General features: G+C 60.5%; 9 protein-coding genes. 1 reads left to right on the top strand and 8 read right to left on the bottom strand.

The genetic code is table 11. The features are described 5' to 3' along the window. Positions 1 to 50: 50 nt before the first annotated feature. The 6 genes from VI26_RS24345 to VI26_RS25300 form a co-directional block, all read right to left on the bottom strand. On the bottom strand, positions 51 to 350 hold the full coding sequence (locus VI26_RS24345; RefSeq protein WP_156183767.1) for a hypothetical protein: 300 nt from the start codon (positions 348 to 350) through the stop codon (positions 51 to 53). Positions 351 to 412: 62 nt separating this feature from the next. Next, positions 413 to 727 (bottom strand): hypothetical protein, encoded by a 315-nt coding sequence (locus tag VI26_RS24340; protein WP_156183766.1) that lies wholly within the window; start codon positions 725 to 727, stop codon positions 413 to 415. A 334-nt stretch (positions 728 to 1,061) separates the two neighbouring features. Further along, positions 1,062 to 1,265 (bottom strand): hypothetical protein, encoded by a 204-nt coding sequence (locus VI26_RS24795; RefSeq protein WP_197081400.1) that lies wholly within the window; start codon positions 1,263 to 1,265, stop codon positions 1,062 to 1,064. A 241-nt stretch (positions 1,266 to 1,506) separates the two neighbouring features. Then, positions 1,507 to 1,719: a hypothetical protein gene (locus VI26_RS06355; protein WP_156183765.1), complete on the bottom strand. Its 213-nt coding sequence runs from the start codon at positions 1,717 to 1,719 to the stop codon at positions 1,507 to 1,509. A gap of 153 nt (positions 1,720 to 1,872) precedes the next feature. Continuing rightward, entirely contained in the window at positions 1,873 to 2,187 is a 315-nt protein-coding gene (locus tag VI26_RS06350) for a hypothetical protein (RefSeq protein ID WP_048408909.1), read from the bottom strand. Between the two features lie 208 nt (positions 2,188 to 2,395). Next, entirely contained in the window at positions 2,396 to 2,605 is a 210-nt protein-coding gene (locus tag VI26_RS25300) for a DUF4926 domain-containing protein (protein ID WP_082150916.1), read from the bottom strand. A 140-nt stretch (positions 2,606 to 2,745) separates the two neighbouring features. Here VI26_RS25300 and VI26_RS06345 point away from each other — a divergent pair, with 140 nt between their 5' ends. After that, complete coding sequence (locus tag VI26_RS06345; RefSeq protein WP_048408908.1) at positions 2,746 to 3,678, top strand: IS5 family transposase; 933 nt, start codon at positions 2,746 to 2,748, stop codon at positions 3,676 to 3,678. 281 nt (positions 3,679 to 3,959) lie between these two features. On the opposite strand, the gene VI26_RS06340 is transcribed toward VI26_RS06345, so the two are convergent. Both VI26_RS06340 and VI26_RS24335 read right to left on the bottom strand, forming a co-directional pair. Then, positions 3,960 to 4,430 carry a hypothetical protein gene (locus VI26_RS06340; protein ID WP_156183764.1) on the bottom strand — a complete coding sequence of 157 codons (471 nt, stop codon included), beginning with the start codon at positions 4,428 to 4,430 and terminating at the stop codon, positions 3,960 to 3,962. Continuing rightward, positions 4,417 to 17,148 carry a hemagglutinin repeat-containing protein gene (locus VI26_RS24335; RefSeq protein WP_048408906.1) on the bottom strand — a complete coding sequence of 4,244 codons (12,732 nt, stop codon included), beginning with the start codon at positions 17,146 to 17,148 and terminating at the stop codon, positions 4,417 to 4,419. The genes VI26_RS06340 and VI26_RS24335 overlap by 14 nt, the downstream gene beginning before the upstream one ends. Between the last annotated feature and the right edge of the window lie 12 nt (positions 17,149 to 17,160).

Here is a 17,160-nt window from a genome sequence, read left to right as displayed (position 1 = left end):
TATACAACACCCAAAGGCCGAGATCTGTGCATAGCCTTTGAGCTTACTCCTCAATAAATGAAGTTAGTATGGGCTTTACCATTAGCATCTATAGACAACACAAACTCCTTCCAAGACCCACCAGTATGCTGCCGCATGAGTTCGTGTAGTTCATGTACCAGCTGGGATGAGCGATCATTTGGATCATTCAAAAACTCAGATCTACCCACCCCTTGCAAAACATAGGAAAAACTAGAGCCAACAGTCCAGTCTTTTTCCGAACATTCATAATCAAACTCGCAGCGGGCCTCGCTATAACCCTCACTAGCCGACTCATGCACAATCCGAGCCAACTCAGTCAATAATTCCATCTGCCTTTCAATGCTCATAGCCTTCCTAAGTTAAGCTCATTCTTTTACTTTAGGTGTGCGTCTCACACCACCGGGCGGCTTTCAAAACCAGTAACCACCTGATAGCTTGCACCAAGCACCCTTTGCAGCTTCTGCTGCAGCATGATGCCTGCACTCCAAAAAGCGGCTTCTTCTTGTTGATGAGAAAAGGCGGAGTTAGCTGGATACTCATCGAAGTAGGTCGACTGATACCAAGCCTCCCAATTTTCCACTTCATTTTTTAGGGCCAAACTAATGGGAAGGCGCTCCACTGGAAAATCTTCAACTCCGCCATCATCAAAAAACACCCATAGGCAATGGCAGAAGTACTCGGGAGAAAGTCGGGTAACTTGTTTCATCTAAAAAGCGCGTCGTTACAACTCAACATTCAACTTGCAAAGAATGTAAGTTCTAAACCCCACCCAAAGATGGACCTCAGCACCAATGACAACATCCACTTTATCTACTTTAATATTTCTGTTTGTCAGATATGTTCCAACAACGCCACTTAAACAAGCACAACATCCCTAGCGACTAATTATTCCCCAAATTACCATAGCAATCTGGCAGTTCATATCCTTCAGGCAGCTCCGGCCACCCCCCTGTTTTAAGTATAGTTTCGGCGTCATCAGCAATTGCATCAAATAAACTTGACAAGCCCATTGCGTAGCTCCTTAGCCTTAGCAACGCCGATTACATTGCCAATTCATCGTTAACACTTTTCGCGCCTGAAAGCAGAGCAGCTCTAGACTGGCAAAGTGCCATATACTTTAATAGCAAACTCTCCAGTGATGCACCATAGTCAATCGACAAATCATCAACAGCACTAGAAGACTTTTCGTTAATAATTTCTAAAAAATCACTTTTCATTTCATCAAGAAAAGAATACGTTGCCATTCACTACCCTATCAGATAAAAAATTCATTTCCGCGCAAATCCGAAGCGGATTGCTCCGCTACCTTTTCCACTTCCCGAATGGTGTAACACATCTTCGCTTTCAGAAATTTTATTCATCAAAGTAGATCTTTATTGAAAAACAACCAAACCGATATGAATTTAGCTCAGGATTACATTAATCTTCTCTCAACGCAAACCCCGCAAGCAGGACAGCCTTTACGCCCACAACAATTCGTTAAATTTAAAAAATCTCAAAATGCAGGCCGCTAACAATTAAATTAAATTTTTTAATATCAACAATCTCTCCTTGGAATTTTACATCCTCACTTTTTCGCAGGGTACCAATTATGCTTGCATCACACAAATAGCTGAACTCACTCCCACCGAGGGCAGGAACCAAGGAGAAAAGTATTTTTTCAAGATCGGGATGCTGGATTTTTATAGCATTTTTCATAGAGAATGCGTCTTCCTTACTCTCTACCAAGAACCCAACCCCTGAGACCATTACAAAACAGCAATTTATCTCAACCTCTTTATCGAGGCCACTAACAAGGAAACAATTTTCCATTTACTCAAGCATCAACACGCACAAACCATCACTTCTTTTTTAGCAGAACCCAGCATCAATAAGCCCCTCCTCTTTAATAATCTCCAAAAATCTACGATATGCATCCTCATCAGACTCTAACAAATCATCCAGCAATTGCTCTTCAATCATCGACCAATGATAGACACCTTTAATCTGATTAAGCTCACAAAACACCAACCTACCTGCCAATGTGGCGTCTACAACTTCTACTTGAGAAGATTCATAAGAAATCAAACCTCCGTGCCCAGCTGGCAACCCCAGGAAAAATGTCTTTCCATCAATCCAATAAATGGAAAAAACATCAATAAAGTAATTTTGAAACACAATTTTCATACTCAGCTTCCTGTCAAAAAACCCTACCCTCCTGTACCGAAACCATCCAAATACTCTCTAATTTCACAAATCCATTGCTTATCAATTCTATCCATACAAATCTCTATCTGGACTGTCCACAGTACCTTTGAGAAGGAAGAGCTTGCTCACCCCGTCACTTTACCGAATGGACGCAAGCTCTGATTTGTGCAACAAAGCCGCTGAAGCATCAACCAGAATGCTGCACAAGTTCTAAATTCTCCTCTTTCACTGTTAAGACGGCTAGTGATTCGCCTTCGCTGTCAACAAACTCGACTTCATACTGAGGATGTTCTGATGCAAACACCATCAAAATGGCTCCGGTTGTCCCACTCGGCACACCATCCACGAGAGAGCAAGTTGATCTCACCACGTCATACTTAAAAAATTTTGTATTCATTTCTTGGTTGGAATAGCTGTTGTTAACCTGACGATGCCGTCATTGTTTTGAATCCACCCAAATGTCATGTCAATAACTTTGCCATTTGCTCGGCGCTGTTGCACAAATCCTTCTCCACCGCAGCTTGGTAGGATAGCGGCATGACCAAGCCCGCTCCGAAACGTTACCGCACTACCAACTGGAACGCCTACAACCAAGCCCTGATCCAACGCGGCTCTCTGTCCGTCTGGCTGGACACGAGCATGTCATTGCAGGCCGCTCCTCGGGGCAAGCGCGGACGGGCGCAAACCTATAGCGATGTGGCTATTCAGTTCTGTTTGACTATCAAGAACCTGTTTGGACTGCCTTTGCGGCAGACCATCGGTTTCATCCAAAGTCTGCTCAAGTTGGCCGGCTTGGGCTGGGGCGCCCCCGACTATAGCACGCTGTCCAGACGGCAGCAGACACTGCAGGTCAAAATTCCCTATCAAAAAAGTTCAGCCGCTCTGCATCTGCTGGTGGATAGCACCGGCATCAAGATGTTGGGCGAAGGGGAGTGGAAAACCAAGAGGCATGGCGCGGAATATCGCCGGCAATGGCGAAAAGTACATCTAGGCATCGATGCGGAAACCCTGCAAATCCGCGCCATTGAAGTCACGGACAACCGCCAGGGCGATGCGCAAATGCTGCCTTCGCTATTGACGCAAATTCCGGCCGCTGAGCCGATAGCCTGTGTGACCGGCGATGGGGCTTTCGATACCAAGGCATGCCACGAGGCGATTGCCGCACGGGGCGCGATCGGGTGCATTCCGACCCGCAAGAATGCGAAACCATGGAAAGGAAACTCCTTGGGTGTGCTGGCTCGGAATGAGATTCTGCGGGCGACCAAACGACTAGGCCGGGCGATTTGGAAGTGTTGGAGCGGCTACCATCGCCGCAGCCTGGTGGAAACCAAGATGCATTGCTTCAAACGGTTGGGTGAAAGGGTGACGGCCCGTCGCTTCGATAGCCAAGTGGCAGAGCTGCAAGTACGCGCTGCCATCTTGAACCGTTTCAGCATGCTGGGCCGTCCATGCACGGTGGCGGTGGCGTAAATCGGCTTGGGGAAAGGGGAAACTCGCCCTTTTGAGGATTTATGCAACAGCGCCGAACAAAACCAACAGTTACTCTGGCTTACAGCAGGCCTTCACTTTCGTAGCAAGAAACACCTAAAGCAATATTAAGCCCCCTAGCCTTTTAAGTAGATTTAGCTCTAATTCAAAGTCATATTGCCCATCATGTACCATCAACTAACAAACATCGATAAAATCAATATTTAGCCCCCCCTCTAGAACCTCCATAAACAACAACACATCACCAGGCCACACCCCATTAATTAAAAAATTTTTCTCCACCCCTCTCCGCAAACTGCAGAATTTAGAAATGATGAGGGGCCAAAATACATCATATCCTTATCAAAGGTAGCTGGTCGAAAAACCAAAAACCTAATCTCCTCATCAAATAAAACACAATCCAACAACGGCAGTTCGAGATCAAAATCAAACCTTTGAAACTCCTCCAACCTCTCCTTTGTTGACTCGAATATAAGACACTCGACCCTATTGCTGTTAGCGCTCACATCCATGCCCCGAACCAAAAATACGCTGCCAGCATCGATGCCATTTATCGCCAAACTCAAACAATCCGCGTCTTCATCAAAAATATTTTTATCATCCAACGCATACCCCCCCCAATCTAAACTACGAATTTTATCAAAATCAATATAGCCATCAGCCTTAAAGTATCCTGACAGGCGAAAAACCAAGCCTTCATTCAAAAAACCTCTTTTAAAATCACTTAGAGCCATATCTAATCTCCCGAATTGTTCGTCCTTTTGAATTAATAATTTCAATTGTTGGTCGTGATGCTCCGCCATCATTGCTTGGTCTAACTTTGACTACCGTACCATCAGACATAACTCCCATACGAATCTCTCCTTTCGGGGTTTTTATCTCCCGAACATTTTTCAATTTTAATTTATCAAAATCTGCATCTGCCTGCTCCCGATTTCCATTCGGCACACTTTCAATACTGGTTCCACGAGAGGTAACATTTTCAACGGTTGTATGCCCAGAAAAAACCCTGTCAACATCAGGATGCACGCTATAGTTATTCGGATCAATCGGCTTAGTGATACCAAACCCCTCCAGCACCCACTCTCCAAATGCTGCAGGATTCCCAACTGCCTCACCAAAGCCTGACATCGAAGCCTGAACTTCTTTAGCGATTTGCTCAGCCAAATTAGGTTTACCATCCAAACCTACATTAACGCTGGGAACCTGCATTCCTGGAAGTGGCGGCGGAGGTGTAGGAATAGCTAAAAAGTTGTTCTCGACTTCATTCTTAGCCGCCTGCGCCCCACTCAACGCGCCAGCACTATCCCCCCCAGCCAGTGAGCCAGCCAAGCTGCCCGCCATCGTGGTCAGCGCGGAAATGGTCTGTTTCTGGGACTCGTTGAGATCCTTGACTGCTTTCCCTGGGTATAGTTGGTTAAGCAGCAATTCTGCCACGACCGGAGCCGCTGCGCCGCCCGCGGCTCCCGCCGCCGCGCTCTCACCCTTCATCTGTGCCAGCGTCGCACCCAGCAAGGCGTGCGCCATCACATTGGCTTCTTTATTGCCATCGGTCATGTTCTTGACCACGCCAGCCAGGTAAGGCGCGGCGGCACCGCTGAGGGCGGCTTGCACATTGCCGCCAGCCAGGCCTTGCAGCGCGGCGGTGGCGGCTTGGGCGGCACGCTGGAAATCGCTGTCGGCCCCCCATTTAGCGTTCAGCTCCTTATATTCCTTGCTGTCCGCATATTTGGGATTGCGTCGCAACTCCTCGTTCGCCTTCATCATCATCTCAGTGGCGACGATCTGGGTGGCTTGCGCGCCGATCTGGCCGACCAGCTGCGCTTCCTGCAGGCGGTTGAGCTCCTTCTCCTTATCGAAGATAGGGCTCAGGCCGTTGGCGGCGTGTTCGGCGTCGCGGCTCAGGGCTTTCAGGTCTTGTTGCTGTTTGTCCTGGTCGCGGACCTTGATCGCGCCTTCGCTGATCGCGGCGTAGGTGGTGGATTCGGCGTGGCCGCTGCTGTTGCCGCCGCCCAGCACGCTGCTGGCGCCCTGGCTCATCAGCGTGCCTTTCAGCGTGCCGGTGAGGCTGCCGCCGGTGCTGAAGCCGAAGCTTTGGCTTTCCACCTTGAAGTCCGCCTGGTTGTGCTGATTGCTGAAGCCCAGCGTGCCGGTATCCAGCGTGTTTTTGTCGGCCTTGGCGGTGCTGGCGATCACCGCGCCGTCCAGTTGGGTATGGCGGCCCACCTGGATGTCGAAGCCGCCCTGGCCGGCGTAGAGGCCGGTTTGCTGCTGCACGCTGACAAAGTCGCTGTCCGCCTTCTGGCGGCTGCCGCTGATGGAGGTGCTGCCGTTCATGCTGCCGAAAGTGAAGCTGGCGCCGGCTGAGATATTGCTTTGCTGGCTGTGGTAGTAGTCCCGATCTTGCTGGCTTTGCAGCGTCAGATTGCGGCCGATGTCCGCCACCACGGTCTTGCCGCTGGCTTGCGCTCCGGTCAGGCTGGTATCGCGGCCGCTTTGCAGGTTCAGGGTGTCGCCGGCGCTGAGCACGGTTTCGTTCCAGCGGCTGCCATTGCCCTCCTCCTTGCCCTTGCCCTTGTTGGCGTTGGCGAACACGGAAATGCCCGCGCCCTGGCCTATGCCTATGCTGACGCCCACGTTCCAGCCGCTGCTGTTGTTGCCGCCGTTCTGGCTGTCCTGGTGATGGCCGGCCTGCAGCTGCAAGTCGCGCGCGGCGTCCAGCGTCAGCTCCTTGCCGGCCTTGAGATGGCCGCCGGTGACGCTGATATCGCCGTCCTGCGCCTTGCCCTGGGCATCCTTCGCGCCGCTGCCGGTGGCGGTGAGGCTGAGATTGCCGCCGGCGGTGAGCTGGCTGCCCTGGCTCTGGCTTTGCTGGCGCTGGCTATGGGATTCGCTCTTCTGGCTGCCCACCGACAGGCTGACGCCGACAAAGCTTTGCTCTTCCGCCGGCTTCAGCATTTCCTGCTGATAGGCCTGGTAGGCTTGATAGCCTGACAGGCCGGCCTGTATGCCTTGCAGCGCGGCCAGGCGGCCGCTTGGCGCCTTGCTCAGTTCCTGCGCCTGTTGCACCGCGGTATTGGCGGCGGAGCCCACCGCTCCGGACAAGGCCACGGTCAGGCCGCTCTTGCTGGCTTCGTGCTTCTCGTCGCGCTGATAGCGGTTGGCCACGTCTTCGACACGGATGTTCTGCGCCAACACGTCGATATCGCCGCCGGCGACCAAGTCGGAGCCCTTGATCAAGGCATTGCGGCCGGCATCGACATTGACATGGCCCAGCACGCTGCCAACGGTGCTGCTGGTATGGCTGACGCTGGTTTCGCCTACTTGGTCTCGCTGTTTCTGGCTGCCGATGCTGAAGCCGATGCCGCCGCTACTCAGCAAGCCGGATTTCTTGACGCTTTCCTCGTGGTGGTTGTACTGACGATTCTCTGCGGTGGTGACGTTGGCGTCCCGGCCGGCGAGCAGATCCACGTCATGAGTCGCGGCCACGCTGCTGCCGGCCACGGTCAGGTCCTGTCCGGCTTGCATACGAATGCTGTCGCCGGACAGGCTGCTACCCTTGGCTGTCGTTTGCCAATTATCGGTCTTGCCCTGGCTTTGCTTGCTGCTGGCCAAGCCCTTGCGGGTGCTGCTGGATTGTTCCTGGAAGCTGTAGTTTTCTGCCGCCGCGCCCACTTGGATGTCGCGGGTGGCGCTGAGCTTGAGATCGCCTTTATCGCTGGCGATATCGCTTCCCAGCACTTTGATGTCGGTATCGCGTGCCTGGATGGTCACACCCTGCTGACCGCCGATCTGGCTGCCCTGCGCTTGCGTGTCACGTATGGCTTGCTGGCGCTGGCTGCGGGTCTGGCCAATGTGGTTGTTTTCGTAATCGTCGATTTCCACATGGCGCTCCGTCGCGCCGATATCCACTTGCGTGCCGGACAGCAGCACCTGGCCCTGATCGCTGGCGACGCGGCTGCCTTGCACGCTGAGCGCCTGGCCGGCCACGGCGACCACGCCGGCTCCGCCGCTGAGCTGGCTGGCAATCAGCGTATCGGCCTGATAGCGCGCCTCCACGCGAGAGCTGGCGCTATCGGCGGTGAGCTTGGTGTTGTTGGTGGTCTTGTCGGCCAATACCGACAGCCGGTTGCCGGCGCTGACATTGAGCTGCCCCTTGGCCTGAGCGCTGGAGCCGGTCAACGTCAGGTCCTTGCCCGCGCTCAAGTTGAGCTTGCCGCCGGATTGCAGGCTGCTGCCCTGCGCGGTCTCCCACACGCCGCTGACGGTGGCGACGCCGCTGCCGCCCACATCGGGGCCCAAGCTGGCATCGCGGTTGCCCATGCTGCCGGCGATCAGGTCCACGCTGCCTTCCTTGCGGCTGCGCGCGGTGCCCAAGGTCAGATTGTTGCTGGCGCTGAGCGTCAGTTGTTCCAAGGCGTCCACCTTGGCGCCCTTCAAAGCGATGTCAGCGCCGCTCAGGCTGACATCGCGCCCGCTGACGGCGGCCTGGCGGCCGGCGTTCTGCAGATCCGTGTCCAGCGTCAGGTTGTCCGCCAGCAGCTTGACGGTGTCGGCCTGGATCAGGCCGCCGGTGTTGCGGATGACATCGGCCTTGGCCACCAGGCTTTGATCGGCTTGCAGCTTGCCGCTATTGCTCAGGCTGGCGGCGGACAGGCTGAGGTCCTTGCCGGCGATCACCGCGCCGTCGCCGGTGAGCCCCACGGTGTTGTGCGCCAGATAGACGGTGGGCACCAGCACGGTTTGCGGCCCGTTGGCGGTGTGGACGGTTTCGCTGACCATCCAGACGATATCTTGCTGCAAGGCGGCGATTTGCGCCGGCGTCAGCGCCACCCCGGTGGTGAGCCGGAAGTCCTTGGCCACGTTGACGCCCTGGTTCATCAGCGCCTTGAATTGCTCGGTGGCGTCTTCGCCGCGCAGCGATGGGCGGCCGGTCAGCGCCAGGATCTGGTCGCGCACCAGCTTTTGCTCGTAATAGCCGTCGCCCAAGCGCTTGTGCACGCCGGCCGGGTCGTAGTTCAACTGTTTCAGCATGTAGTCGCTGCTGACGAAGTTGTTGTACTCGGTGAAGCGGCTGTCGGTCTCTATCAGGTAGGGCGCCGTGGGGCTGGGGTTTTGCTGGAACAGCTGGTTGTTGGGCAGGCGGTCCAGCAAGCCGGGCTGGGCGGCGCTGCCCTTGAGCGGATGCGTTTGCGCGCGCGGCTGGGCCGTGGCCACTTGCGCGGCGGCGGGGGCGCCGCCGGCCTGGGCGTGCTCCAGCTTGGCGCCTTCAAGCGCCGGGCCGACAGTGGACGGGTTTTGCTCCAGCTTGACCTGCTGTGCCGCCGTGCCGGCTTGCACCGCGGCCACCGCGTTATGCCCTGCGCTAGGAGCGATGCGTTCGCCCGCGCCCAAACTCAAGGGCAAGGCTTCCGCGCCGGATTGCACCTGGCCCAGGCGGCCGGCCTGCGGCCCCTGGCCGCCACGGGCCTGGCCGGCGCTGGCGGCGGTCTGCGCGCCGTCCCAAGCCGCCTGTTCCGCCTGCGCGGCGGCCTTGGCCGCTTCGGCCACGCTGACCTGGGCCGGATTGACGGTGATGTTTTCTATGCTGGGCGCGCGCACGCTGACGCCCTGGTGACCGGCGATGGTGGCGTCTATGGTCTGCAGCGCCACCGTTTTGTCCAAGGTGTATGTGGGATACCAATGGCGGGTGTTGCGGTCGTAGTGATCGGTGCCGGTTTCCTGGATGCGCTCGTTGACGGAATAGGCGCGGTTGATCACCCGGCCATCTCCGCCGCCGTTGTCCGCCCCGTTGATGGTGATGCCGCCATTGGCGGCGATGCGGCTGGCGTCGTTCAAGAGTTGTCCGCTGATGCTCACCGTCATATTGCCGCCGGCGCTCAGGCTGGCGACTTCGCCGACGGAGATCAATTTGTCGCGGGTCTTGGTGCCGCTGGCGGAGCGATTCCGCAAGTTGAACTTGTTATTGGGGTCGACAAAATCCAGCTCCAGCGGATTGATGTGAATGTCCGGGTTCCATTGTTCGTTGCGACCAGACCATACCTCGCGCCAGACGGTGTGCTCGTAAGGACAGGCCGCACCCTGGAAGCAGCTGTAGCCTTGGTAGAAGGTCATGTCGTAGCCGCCGCTGTCGTTTTTCTTGATGGCGTTGTAGTTGACCCAGCGTTCCTGAGTGCCTTGGAAACGGACCAGGGCCTGCTTCTTGGCTTCATTCACCTGCAGGATGGTGCCGTAACGCGTCTTGGCCGCTTCAGCGTCGTTGACCGGCAGCGATTTGGTGACGGCCGACCAGTCCCAGCCGCCCACGCGTTCGAACACGTCCCAATAGTAGTTGTACTTGTACCAGCTATAGTTCTCGCTTTCCGCCGCGCGCTGGATATTGACGTGGGTGCGCTGGTTGTTGAGCCGGCCGGCGCGGATGGAAACATCGCCTTCGGCCTCTATGGTGGTGGAAATGTTTTCAATCAGGTCGCCGCTGCTTAGACTCAAGGCGCCGCCGCTGTAGATGTAGCCGCTGTCGCGGTTGCTCAGGCGGCTGCCCGCGTTGAGGCTGAGGCTGCGGGTGGCGGCCAGCACCGCCTGGCCACCGTGGTTGTCGATGACGCCGCCGTTCACCATGACGTCGCGGCCGCTGATCATGCCGGTGTTGTCCAGCGCCGCCGCGGTCAAGCTCAGCTGCTCGGCGTCCAGCCGGCCCTGGTTGAGCGCCTGGCCGGCGCTGTTGATGTCCAGCTGGCCGCGCGCGGCCAGCTTGGCGCCGGCGGCATTGCTGAAGCTGGCTGCTTGCAGGCTGATGTTGCCGGCGTTGGCCCATTTTCCCTCATTGCGCAGGCTGCCGCTGGTGCGCAGGCTCAGCGCGCCCTGGCTGGCCAGGGTGTCGCCGTCGCGGAAGACGTAATCCTGCCGCAGGTCCAGACTAAGGCTGGCCTGCCCCACCATCTTGCCGCCCTGGTTGTTCAATTGCCCGGCGTTCAGGCTCAGCGCCTGGCCGCTGCTGACCGCGCCGCCCTGGTTGTGCAGCAGGCTGGCGCGCAGCCGCTGGTCGCGATCGGCGATCAGCTTGCCCTGGCGGTTGTCGATCTGGCCGCTCAGTTGCGCGTCCAGCGCACCCGCGGTCTGTACTTGGCCGTATTGATTGTCGAAGCCGCTCAGGCCCAGGCTGATGTCGCCCAGGCTCAGCAGGCTGCCATAGCGGTTGCCCAGTTCGCCGGCGCTCAGCGCCAAGGCGCCGCGGCTGCTGAGCATGCCGCCGGCGTTGTTGACCGCGGCGGCCTGCAGCTGCAGGCCCTGGTCGGTGATGATCTTGCCCTGGCTATTGTCCAGCGCGCCGCTCAGGCTCAGTTGCGCCGCGCCGCCGCTTTGCAGTTCGCCGTCCTGATTGAGCAACTGCGTCAGCTGATAGCTCGCATCGCCGCTGCTGATCAGCTTGCCGTGCTGATTGCGCAGCACGCCGCCGTCCAGCTTCATGGCCTGGCCGCTATTGATCAGGCCGCGCTGGTTGTCCAGTTCGCCGGCGCTCAGTTGCAGGCCCTGATTCGCCACCAGCTTGCCGCCCTGATTATTCAGCAGGCCGGCGCTACTCAGCGTCATTTCGCCCAGGGTCTGCATCTTGCCGTCGCGGTTGTCCAGCGTGTCCAACGTCAGGCTCAAGCCGCGCTGGCTGGCCACCGCGCCGTCCTGGTTGTCCATCTGGCCGGCGCGCAGCTCGATGCCTTCGCCGCCGGCCAGCGTGCCGTGCTGATTGCGCAGCGCCCTGCCGTCCAGCCGCATCGTGCGCTGAGCGCTGATGCGGCCCTGCTGGTTGTTGATCTCGCCTTGGCTCAGCAGGGTCAGCGCGCCGCCGCTTTGCAGCTTGCCGCCGCCATTGTCCAGTTGATCCAGCTGGATCTCGCCGTCGCCCAGGCTGGTGATGCGGCCGCCTTGGTTGCTGGCGACGCCGGTTTGCAGCTTGAGCGCGGCGCGGCTGACGATGTCGCCATCGTCATTGTTCAGGCTGCCCGCTTTCAGGCTTTGCCGCTGGTTGCTCAGCAAGGAGCCTTTCGCATTATTCAGCTGACCGCTGGCGCTCAAGGTCAGCGCGGCTTCGCTTTCCATTGCGCCGCCGGCGTTGTCGATCTTGGCGGCCTGCGCCGTCAGGCCGGCGCCGGCGCTGATCGCGCCGCCGCGGTTGTCCAGGCCATCGTTGGCGGACAGGTCCAGCGCGCCGCGCCCGTCGATGACGCCGCCCTGGCTATTGTCCAGTTGTTGTCCGCTGGCGTTCAACGCGCCGCCGGACAATAGCTTGCCGCCCTGGTTGTCCAGCTTGCCGGCCTGGCTGCGCAGCTCCAGTTGTTTCAACGCGCTGAACTGGCCCTTGCGGTTCAGGAGTTCACCCTGTGTCCGCACGTCCAGCTTGCCGTCGCCGTGCACCTTGCCGCCGTTGTTGTCCAGGCTGGCCAGCTTGAGTTCGGCATCCCCCAGGCTGAGAATTTCGCCGCCACGGTTGCTGGCGGCGCCGCTGTCCAGTTTCAAGCCGGCGCGGCTGCCGATGCTGCCGCCGTCGTTGTTCAGGCTGGCGGCCTGCAGGCTCTGCGCCTGCTCGCTCAGCAATTTGCCGCCGTGGTTGTCCAGCGCGCCATCCACCTTGAGCGCCTGCGCGCCGGTGCTTTCCAGCGCGCCGCCGACATTGCTCAGCTCGCCGGCCTCCAGCTCCACCGCCGCGCCGCCACGAATGCGGCCGCCGTCATTGCCCAGTTGGCCGGCGCTGTGCAGCGTCAGCTTGCCGTCGCCGTCGATGACGCCGCCCTGACCGTTGTCCAGCTGTCGCGCGCTGAGCGCCAAGGTGTCGCCGGCCTGCAGCTTGCCGCCCTGATTGTCTATCTTGCCGTCGCGGCTGTTCAGCCTCAGTTGTTGATCGGCGCCGATCAGGCCGCGCGCATTCTGGATGTCGCGCTGCGCGGCCAACTGCAGTTGGCCGCCGCTCAGAATCTTGCCGTCGATGTTCCGCAAGCTGTCCAAGCGAAGCTCGCCCTTGCCCAGGCTGGCGATGGTGCCGCCCTGGTTACTGGCCGCGCCCGTCTGCAAATCCAAGTCTTGCAGGCTGGCGATCTCGCCGCCGTCGTTGTTGACGCTGCCGGCCTGCACGCTTAGCGCCTGCTTGCTGCGTAGCTTGCCTTGGCCATTGTTCAAGGCCTGGTCGATATTCGCGCTGACGGCGGCCTCGCCTTCCACCACGCCGCCTGCGTTATCCAGTTCGCCCGCTCGCAGCGCGATGTCGGCGCCGCTGCCGATGCGACCGCCGGCATTGTCCAGCTGGCCGGCGCTGTTCAAGCTCAGCTTGCCGCCGCCATCGATGACGCCGCCCTGGCTATTGTCCAGCAGCTGCGCGCTGGCGTTCAGCGTACCGCCGGACAGCAGCTTGCCCCCCTGGTTGTCCAGCTTGCCGCCCTGGCTATGCAGTTCCAGTTGTTTCAGAGCGCTGATCTGACCCTTGCGGCTCAGGATGTCGCCCTCTGCCCTCAGCTCCAGCTTGCCGTCGCTGTGCAGCTTGCCACCGGCGTTGTCCAGGCTGGCCAGTTTGAGCTCGGCATCGCCCAGGCTGAGGATTTCGCCGCCGCGGTTGCTGGCGGCGCCGCTGTCCAGCGTCAATCCAGCGCGGCTGCCTATGCTGCCCTGGTCGTTGTTCAGGCTGCCGGCCTGCAAGCTCTGCGCTTGCTCGCTCAACAGTTTGCCGCCGTGGTTGTCCAGCCTGCCGTCCACCTTGAGCGTAAGCGTGCTTGCGCTTTCCAGCGCGCCGCCAGCATTGCCGAGGCCGCCGGCCTGCAGCTCCACCGCCGCGCCGCCATGGATGCGCCCGCCGTCATTGCCCAGTTGGCCGGCGCTGTTCAGTGTCAGCTTGTCGCCGCCGTCGATGACGCCGCCCTGGCCGTTGTCCAGCTGTTGCGCGCTAAGCGCCAGCGTATCTCCGGCCTGCAGCTTGCCGCCCGCATTGTCTATCTTGCCGTCGCGACTATGCAGTTCCAGTTGCTGCAGCGTGCTGACCACCCCTTGCTGGTTCAGGATGTCGCCCTGCGCCCCTAGCCGCAGCGTGCCGTCGCTGAGCAGCTTGCCGCCGACATTGTCCAGGCTGGCCAATTGGAACTCGCCATCGCCCAGGCTGAGGATTTCACCGCCGCGGTTGCTGGCGGCGCCGGCTTGCAAGCTCAAGCTCTGATGGCTGGCGATCTCGCCGCCGTCGTTGTTGACGCTGCCGGCCTGCACGCTGAGCGCCTGCTTGCTGCGCAGCTTGCCTTGGCCATTGTTCAAGGCCTGGTCGATATTCGCGCTGACGGCAGCCTCGCCTTCCACCACGCCGCCTGCGTTCTCGAGTTCGCCCGCTCGCAGCGCGATGTCGGCGCCGCTGCCGATACGACCGCCGGCATTGTCCAGCCGCCCGGCGCTGTTCAAGCTCAGCTTGCCGCCGCCATCGATGACGCCGCCCTGGCTATTGTCCAGCAGCTGCGCGCTGGCGTTCAGCGTGCCGCCGGACAGCAGCTTGCCGCCTTGGCTGTCCAGTTTGCCGCCCTGACTATGCAGTTCCACTTGCTTCAAGGCGCTGATCTGGCCCTTGCGGCTCAGGATGTCGCCCTCTGCCCTCAGCTCCAGCTTGCCGTCGCTGTGCAGCTTGCCGCTGGCATTGTCCAGGCTGGCCAGCTTGAGTTCGGCATCGCCCAGGCTGAGGATTTCGCCGCCGCGGTTGCTGGCGACGCCGCTGTCCAGCGTCAAGCCGGCGCGGCTGCCTATGCTGCCCTGGTCGTTGTTCAGGCTGCCGGCCTGCAAGCTCTGCGCTTGCTCGCTCAACAGTTTGCCGCCGTGGTTGTCCAGCGCGCCATCCACCTTGAGCGTAAGCGTGGTCTTGCTTTCCAGCGCTCCGCCGGCATTGCCGAGGCCGCCGGCATGAAGTTCCACCGCCGCGCCGCCACGAATGCGCCCGCCGTCGTTGCCCAGTTGGCCGGCGCTGTTCAGCGTCAGCTTGCCGCCGCCGTCGATGACGCCGCCCTGGCTATTGTCCAGCAGCTTCGCGCTGGCGTTCAGCGTAGCGCCGGCCTGAAGCCTGCCGCTTTGGCTGGCTATCTTGCCGTCGCGGCTGTGCAGCTCCAGCTGTTGCAACGTACTGACCACCCCTTGCTGATTCAGGATGTCGCCCTGTGCCTGCAGTTCCAGCTTGCCGTCGCTGTGCACCTTGCCACCGGCGTTGTCCAGACTGGCCAGCTTGAATTCGGCATTGCCCAGGCTGAGGATTTCGCCGCCGCGGTTGCTGGCGGCGCCGCTGTCCAGTGACAGGCTGCCGCGGCTGCCTATGCTGCCGCCGTCATTGGCGAAGCCATCGGCTTTCAGCATCTGCGCGCCGGCGCTGAGCAGCTTGCCCTGATTGTTGTCCAGCAAGCCCTGGGCGCTCAGCCTCAGTTCCCCCAGGCTTTCTATCGCGCCCTTGGCATTGCTCAGCGCGCCGGCGCTGATGGCGACATCGGTATTGCCCGCCAGCAGACCGGCCCGGTTGTCCAGCAGGCCGGAGGTATTCAGCACCAGATTTTTGCCGGCATCGACACGGCCGCCGTCGCGGTTGTCCAGGCTGCCGGCCGTCAAGTTCAAACCGTCCGCGGCCAGCAGCTTGCCGTCGCGGTTGCCGGCGGCGGCATCGATTCGCAGCGTGAGACCGCGCGCGCTTTGCACCGTGCCGCCGGCATTGTCCAGGCTGCCGGCGTTCAGGCGCAGCTCGGCGTTGCCGCCGATCAGGCCGCCCTGATTGCTCAGATCTTGCCGCACGCTCCAGGACTGCGCCGTGTCGCCCAGGGCCAGCAGTTTGCCGCCGCCGTTATCCAGCCGGCCAAGGCTCAGCGCCAGGCTGTCGGCCTCGATGCGGCCGCCGCGGTTGTCCAGCAGTTGGCCGATGCGGAAGTCGCCGCTGCCCTGGCCCAGCTGTTCCCAAACGCCGCCCTGGTTGCTGAGCGCGGCGGCGCTGGCCCGCCATTGACCGGCTTGCAGCTTGGCCGCGTCGCTATTGAGCTGCCCGCCAGCCTGGATGAGCAGCCGGCCGGTGTTCAAGCTGGCGCGGCTGAGGCCCAGCCCGTTCTCCGCCGTCAGCCTCACGCTATCCTTGGCGCGCAGTTTGGCGTCGGCCGCATCCAGCGCCGCCGCCTTCAGTTCCAGGCTGGAGCCGGCCAAGGCGTGGCCGCTCAGTTGCAGCTTGTCGCCGGCGTTCAGGCTCAGCGCGCCGCTCGTTCCCACTTGCCCCTTGTCGTCGCTGCCGGCGGCGAAATCGCCGCTGGCGGCAATGCTGCGTGCGCCAACCGTCACATCGCCGGCCGCCGCCACGGTGCCGCTCTGGCGCAGGGCGGCGTCGCCGCTCAGCTCCAGCTTGCCGCGGCTATAGCTGGCGCCGCCGTGTTCGATGTCGCCGGCGGCATGGTATTGGATGTCGCCGCCGTTCTGGCGGCCGTTCAGGGTCAGTTGGCCGGCGCTGTCCAGCTTCAGTTGCTCGTCGCCGCTCAGTTGGCCGCTGCTGCGCACGCCGACGCCGGCCTCGGTGGCCAGCAGACGGATCTTGCCGGCGTACATGCCGCCCAATTGCGCCACGTCGATGGCGAAGCCGGGCCGTCCGGCGCTGTCCGCCGCCAGGGCCTGGATGTTTTGGTGATCGGCGCTGATGCGGTTGCGGCCGGCGCTGACGCTAAGCTGCGGCGCCCAGATGCCGGCCTGCACTTCCACCGCCCGCGCCATCAGTTCGGCGTACTCGGTGCTGCCGGCCTGCATGCCGGCGCCCTCGATGCGGATGACGCCGCTTTCCACGCGGTAGCCGGCCAGGCTGCCGTCCGGGTTCAGTTCCGGGCGGCCGGTGGTCAGGGTCATGCGCCCGGCGTTGATGGTGCCGCAGCCGTCGCAGAGAATGCCGGAAGGGTTGGCCACGATGACCTGGGCGCGGCCGCCGGCCACTTCCAGGAAGCCGCGCAGCTGGCTAGGGTGGGCGCTGTTGACTTCGTTGAGGATGACCCGCGCCGGCGCGGCCGGATTGAGATTGGGGTTGCCCTGGATCCAGCCGCCTAGCTGGGTCTGCACGCTGGTGGCGCTGTTATTGAGAATGGCCCCGCCCTTGTTGACGTCGAACTGGCTGTACTGGTTGCGCGACACCCCGGCGGCGCTGGGCGCCTGGATGTTCACCTGCGGCAGGCCGTTGGCGGTGTTGATCACGCTGGGGCGTTGCGCCGCCGGAGCGTTCGGGTCCGCCACGATGCCGCCGGCCAGCGCGGCGGCGCCGGCCAGCGCGCACCAACTGGCCCAGACGATGCCGCGCAGGGTCACGCCCAGGCGCTGGCTTGGCGCCGCCGGCGCGGCGGAGCGGCCTCCGCCCGCGCCCATCGGCTTGACGATCTCGGCAACGGCCATGATCAGGCCGCGCGCGCGGTTGAAAATCAGACGATAACAAAGACGGTTCATGGCCAAAACTCT

It is taken from the genome of Chromobacterium sp. LK1 (genome assembly GCF_001043555.1).
GTDB classification, from domain to species: domain Bacteria; phylum Pseudomonadota; class Gammaproteobacteria; order Burkholderiales; family Chromobacteriaceae; genus Chromobacterium; species Chromobacterium aquaticum.
This window is presented reverse-complemented; position numbering and strand designations above follow the sequence as displayed.

What these genes read in the sequence shown, in the direction of transcription:
- VI26_RS06350 (WP_048408909.1), bottom strand. Translation starts at nt 2,187, where the DNA reads ATGAAAATTGTGTTTCAAAATTACTTTATTGATGTTTTTTCCATTTAT.
- VI26_RS06340 (WP_156183764.1), bottom strand. Translation starts at nt 4,430, where the DNA reads ATGGCTCTAAGTGATTTTAAAAGAGGTTTTTTGAATGAAGGCTTGGTT.
- VI26_RS06355 (WP_156183765.1), bottom strand. Translation starts at nt 1,719, where the DNA reads ATGAAAAATGCTATAAAAATCCAGCATCCCGATCTTGAAAAAATACTT.
- VI26_RS25300 (WP_082150916.1), bottom strand. Translation starts at nt 2,605, where the DNA reads ATGAATACAAAATTTTTTAAGTATGACGTGGTGAGATCAACTTGCTCT.
- VI26_RS24345 (WP_156183767.1), bottom strand. Translation starts at nt 350, where the DNA reads ATGGAATTATTGACTGAGTTGGCTCGGATTGTGCATGAGTCGGCTAGT.
- VI26_RS24795 (WP_197081400.1), bottom strand. Translation starts at nt 1,265, where the DNA reads ATGGCAACGTATTCTTTTCTTGATGAAATGAAAAGTGATTTTTTAGAA.
- VI26_RS24335 (WP_048408906.1), bottom strand. Translation starts at nt 17,148, where the DNA reads ATGAACCGTCTTTGTTATCGTCTGATTTTCAACCGCGCGCGCGGCCTG.
- VI26_RS06345 (WP_048408908.1), top strand. Translation starts at nt 2,746, where the DNA reads ATGACCAAGCCCGCTCCGAAACGTTACCGCACTACCAACTGGAACGCC.
- VI26_RS24340 (WP_156183766.1), bottom strand. Translation starts at nt 727, where the DNA reads ATGAAACAAGTTACCCGACTTTCTCCCGAGTACTTCTGCCATTGCCTA.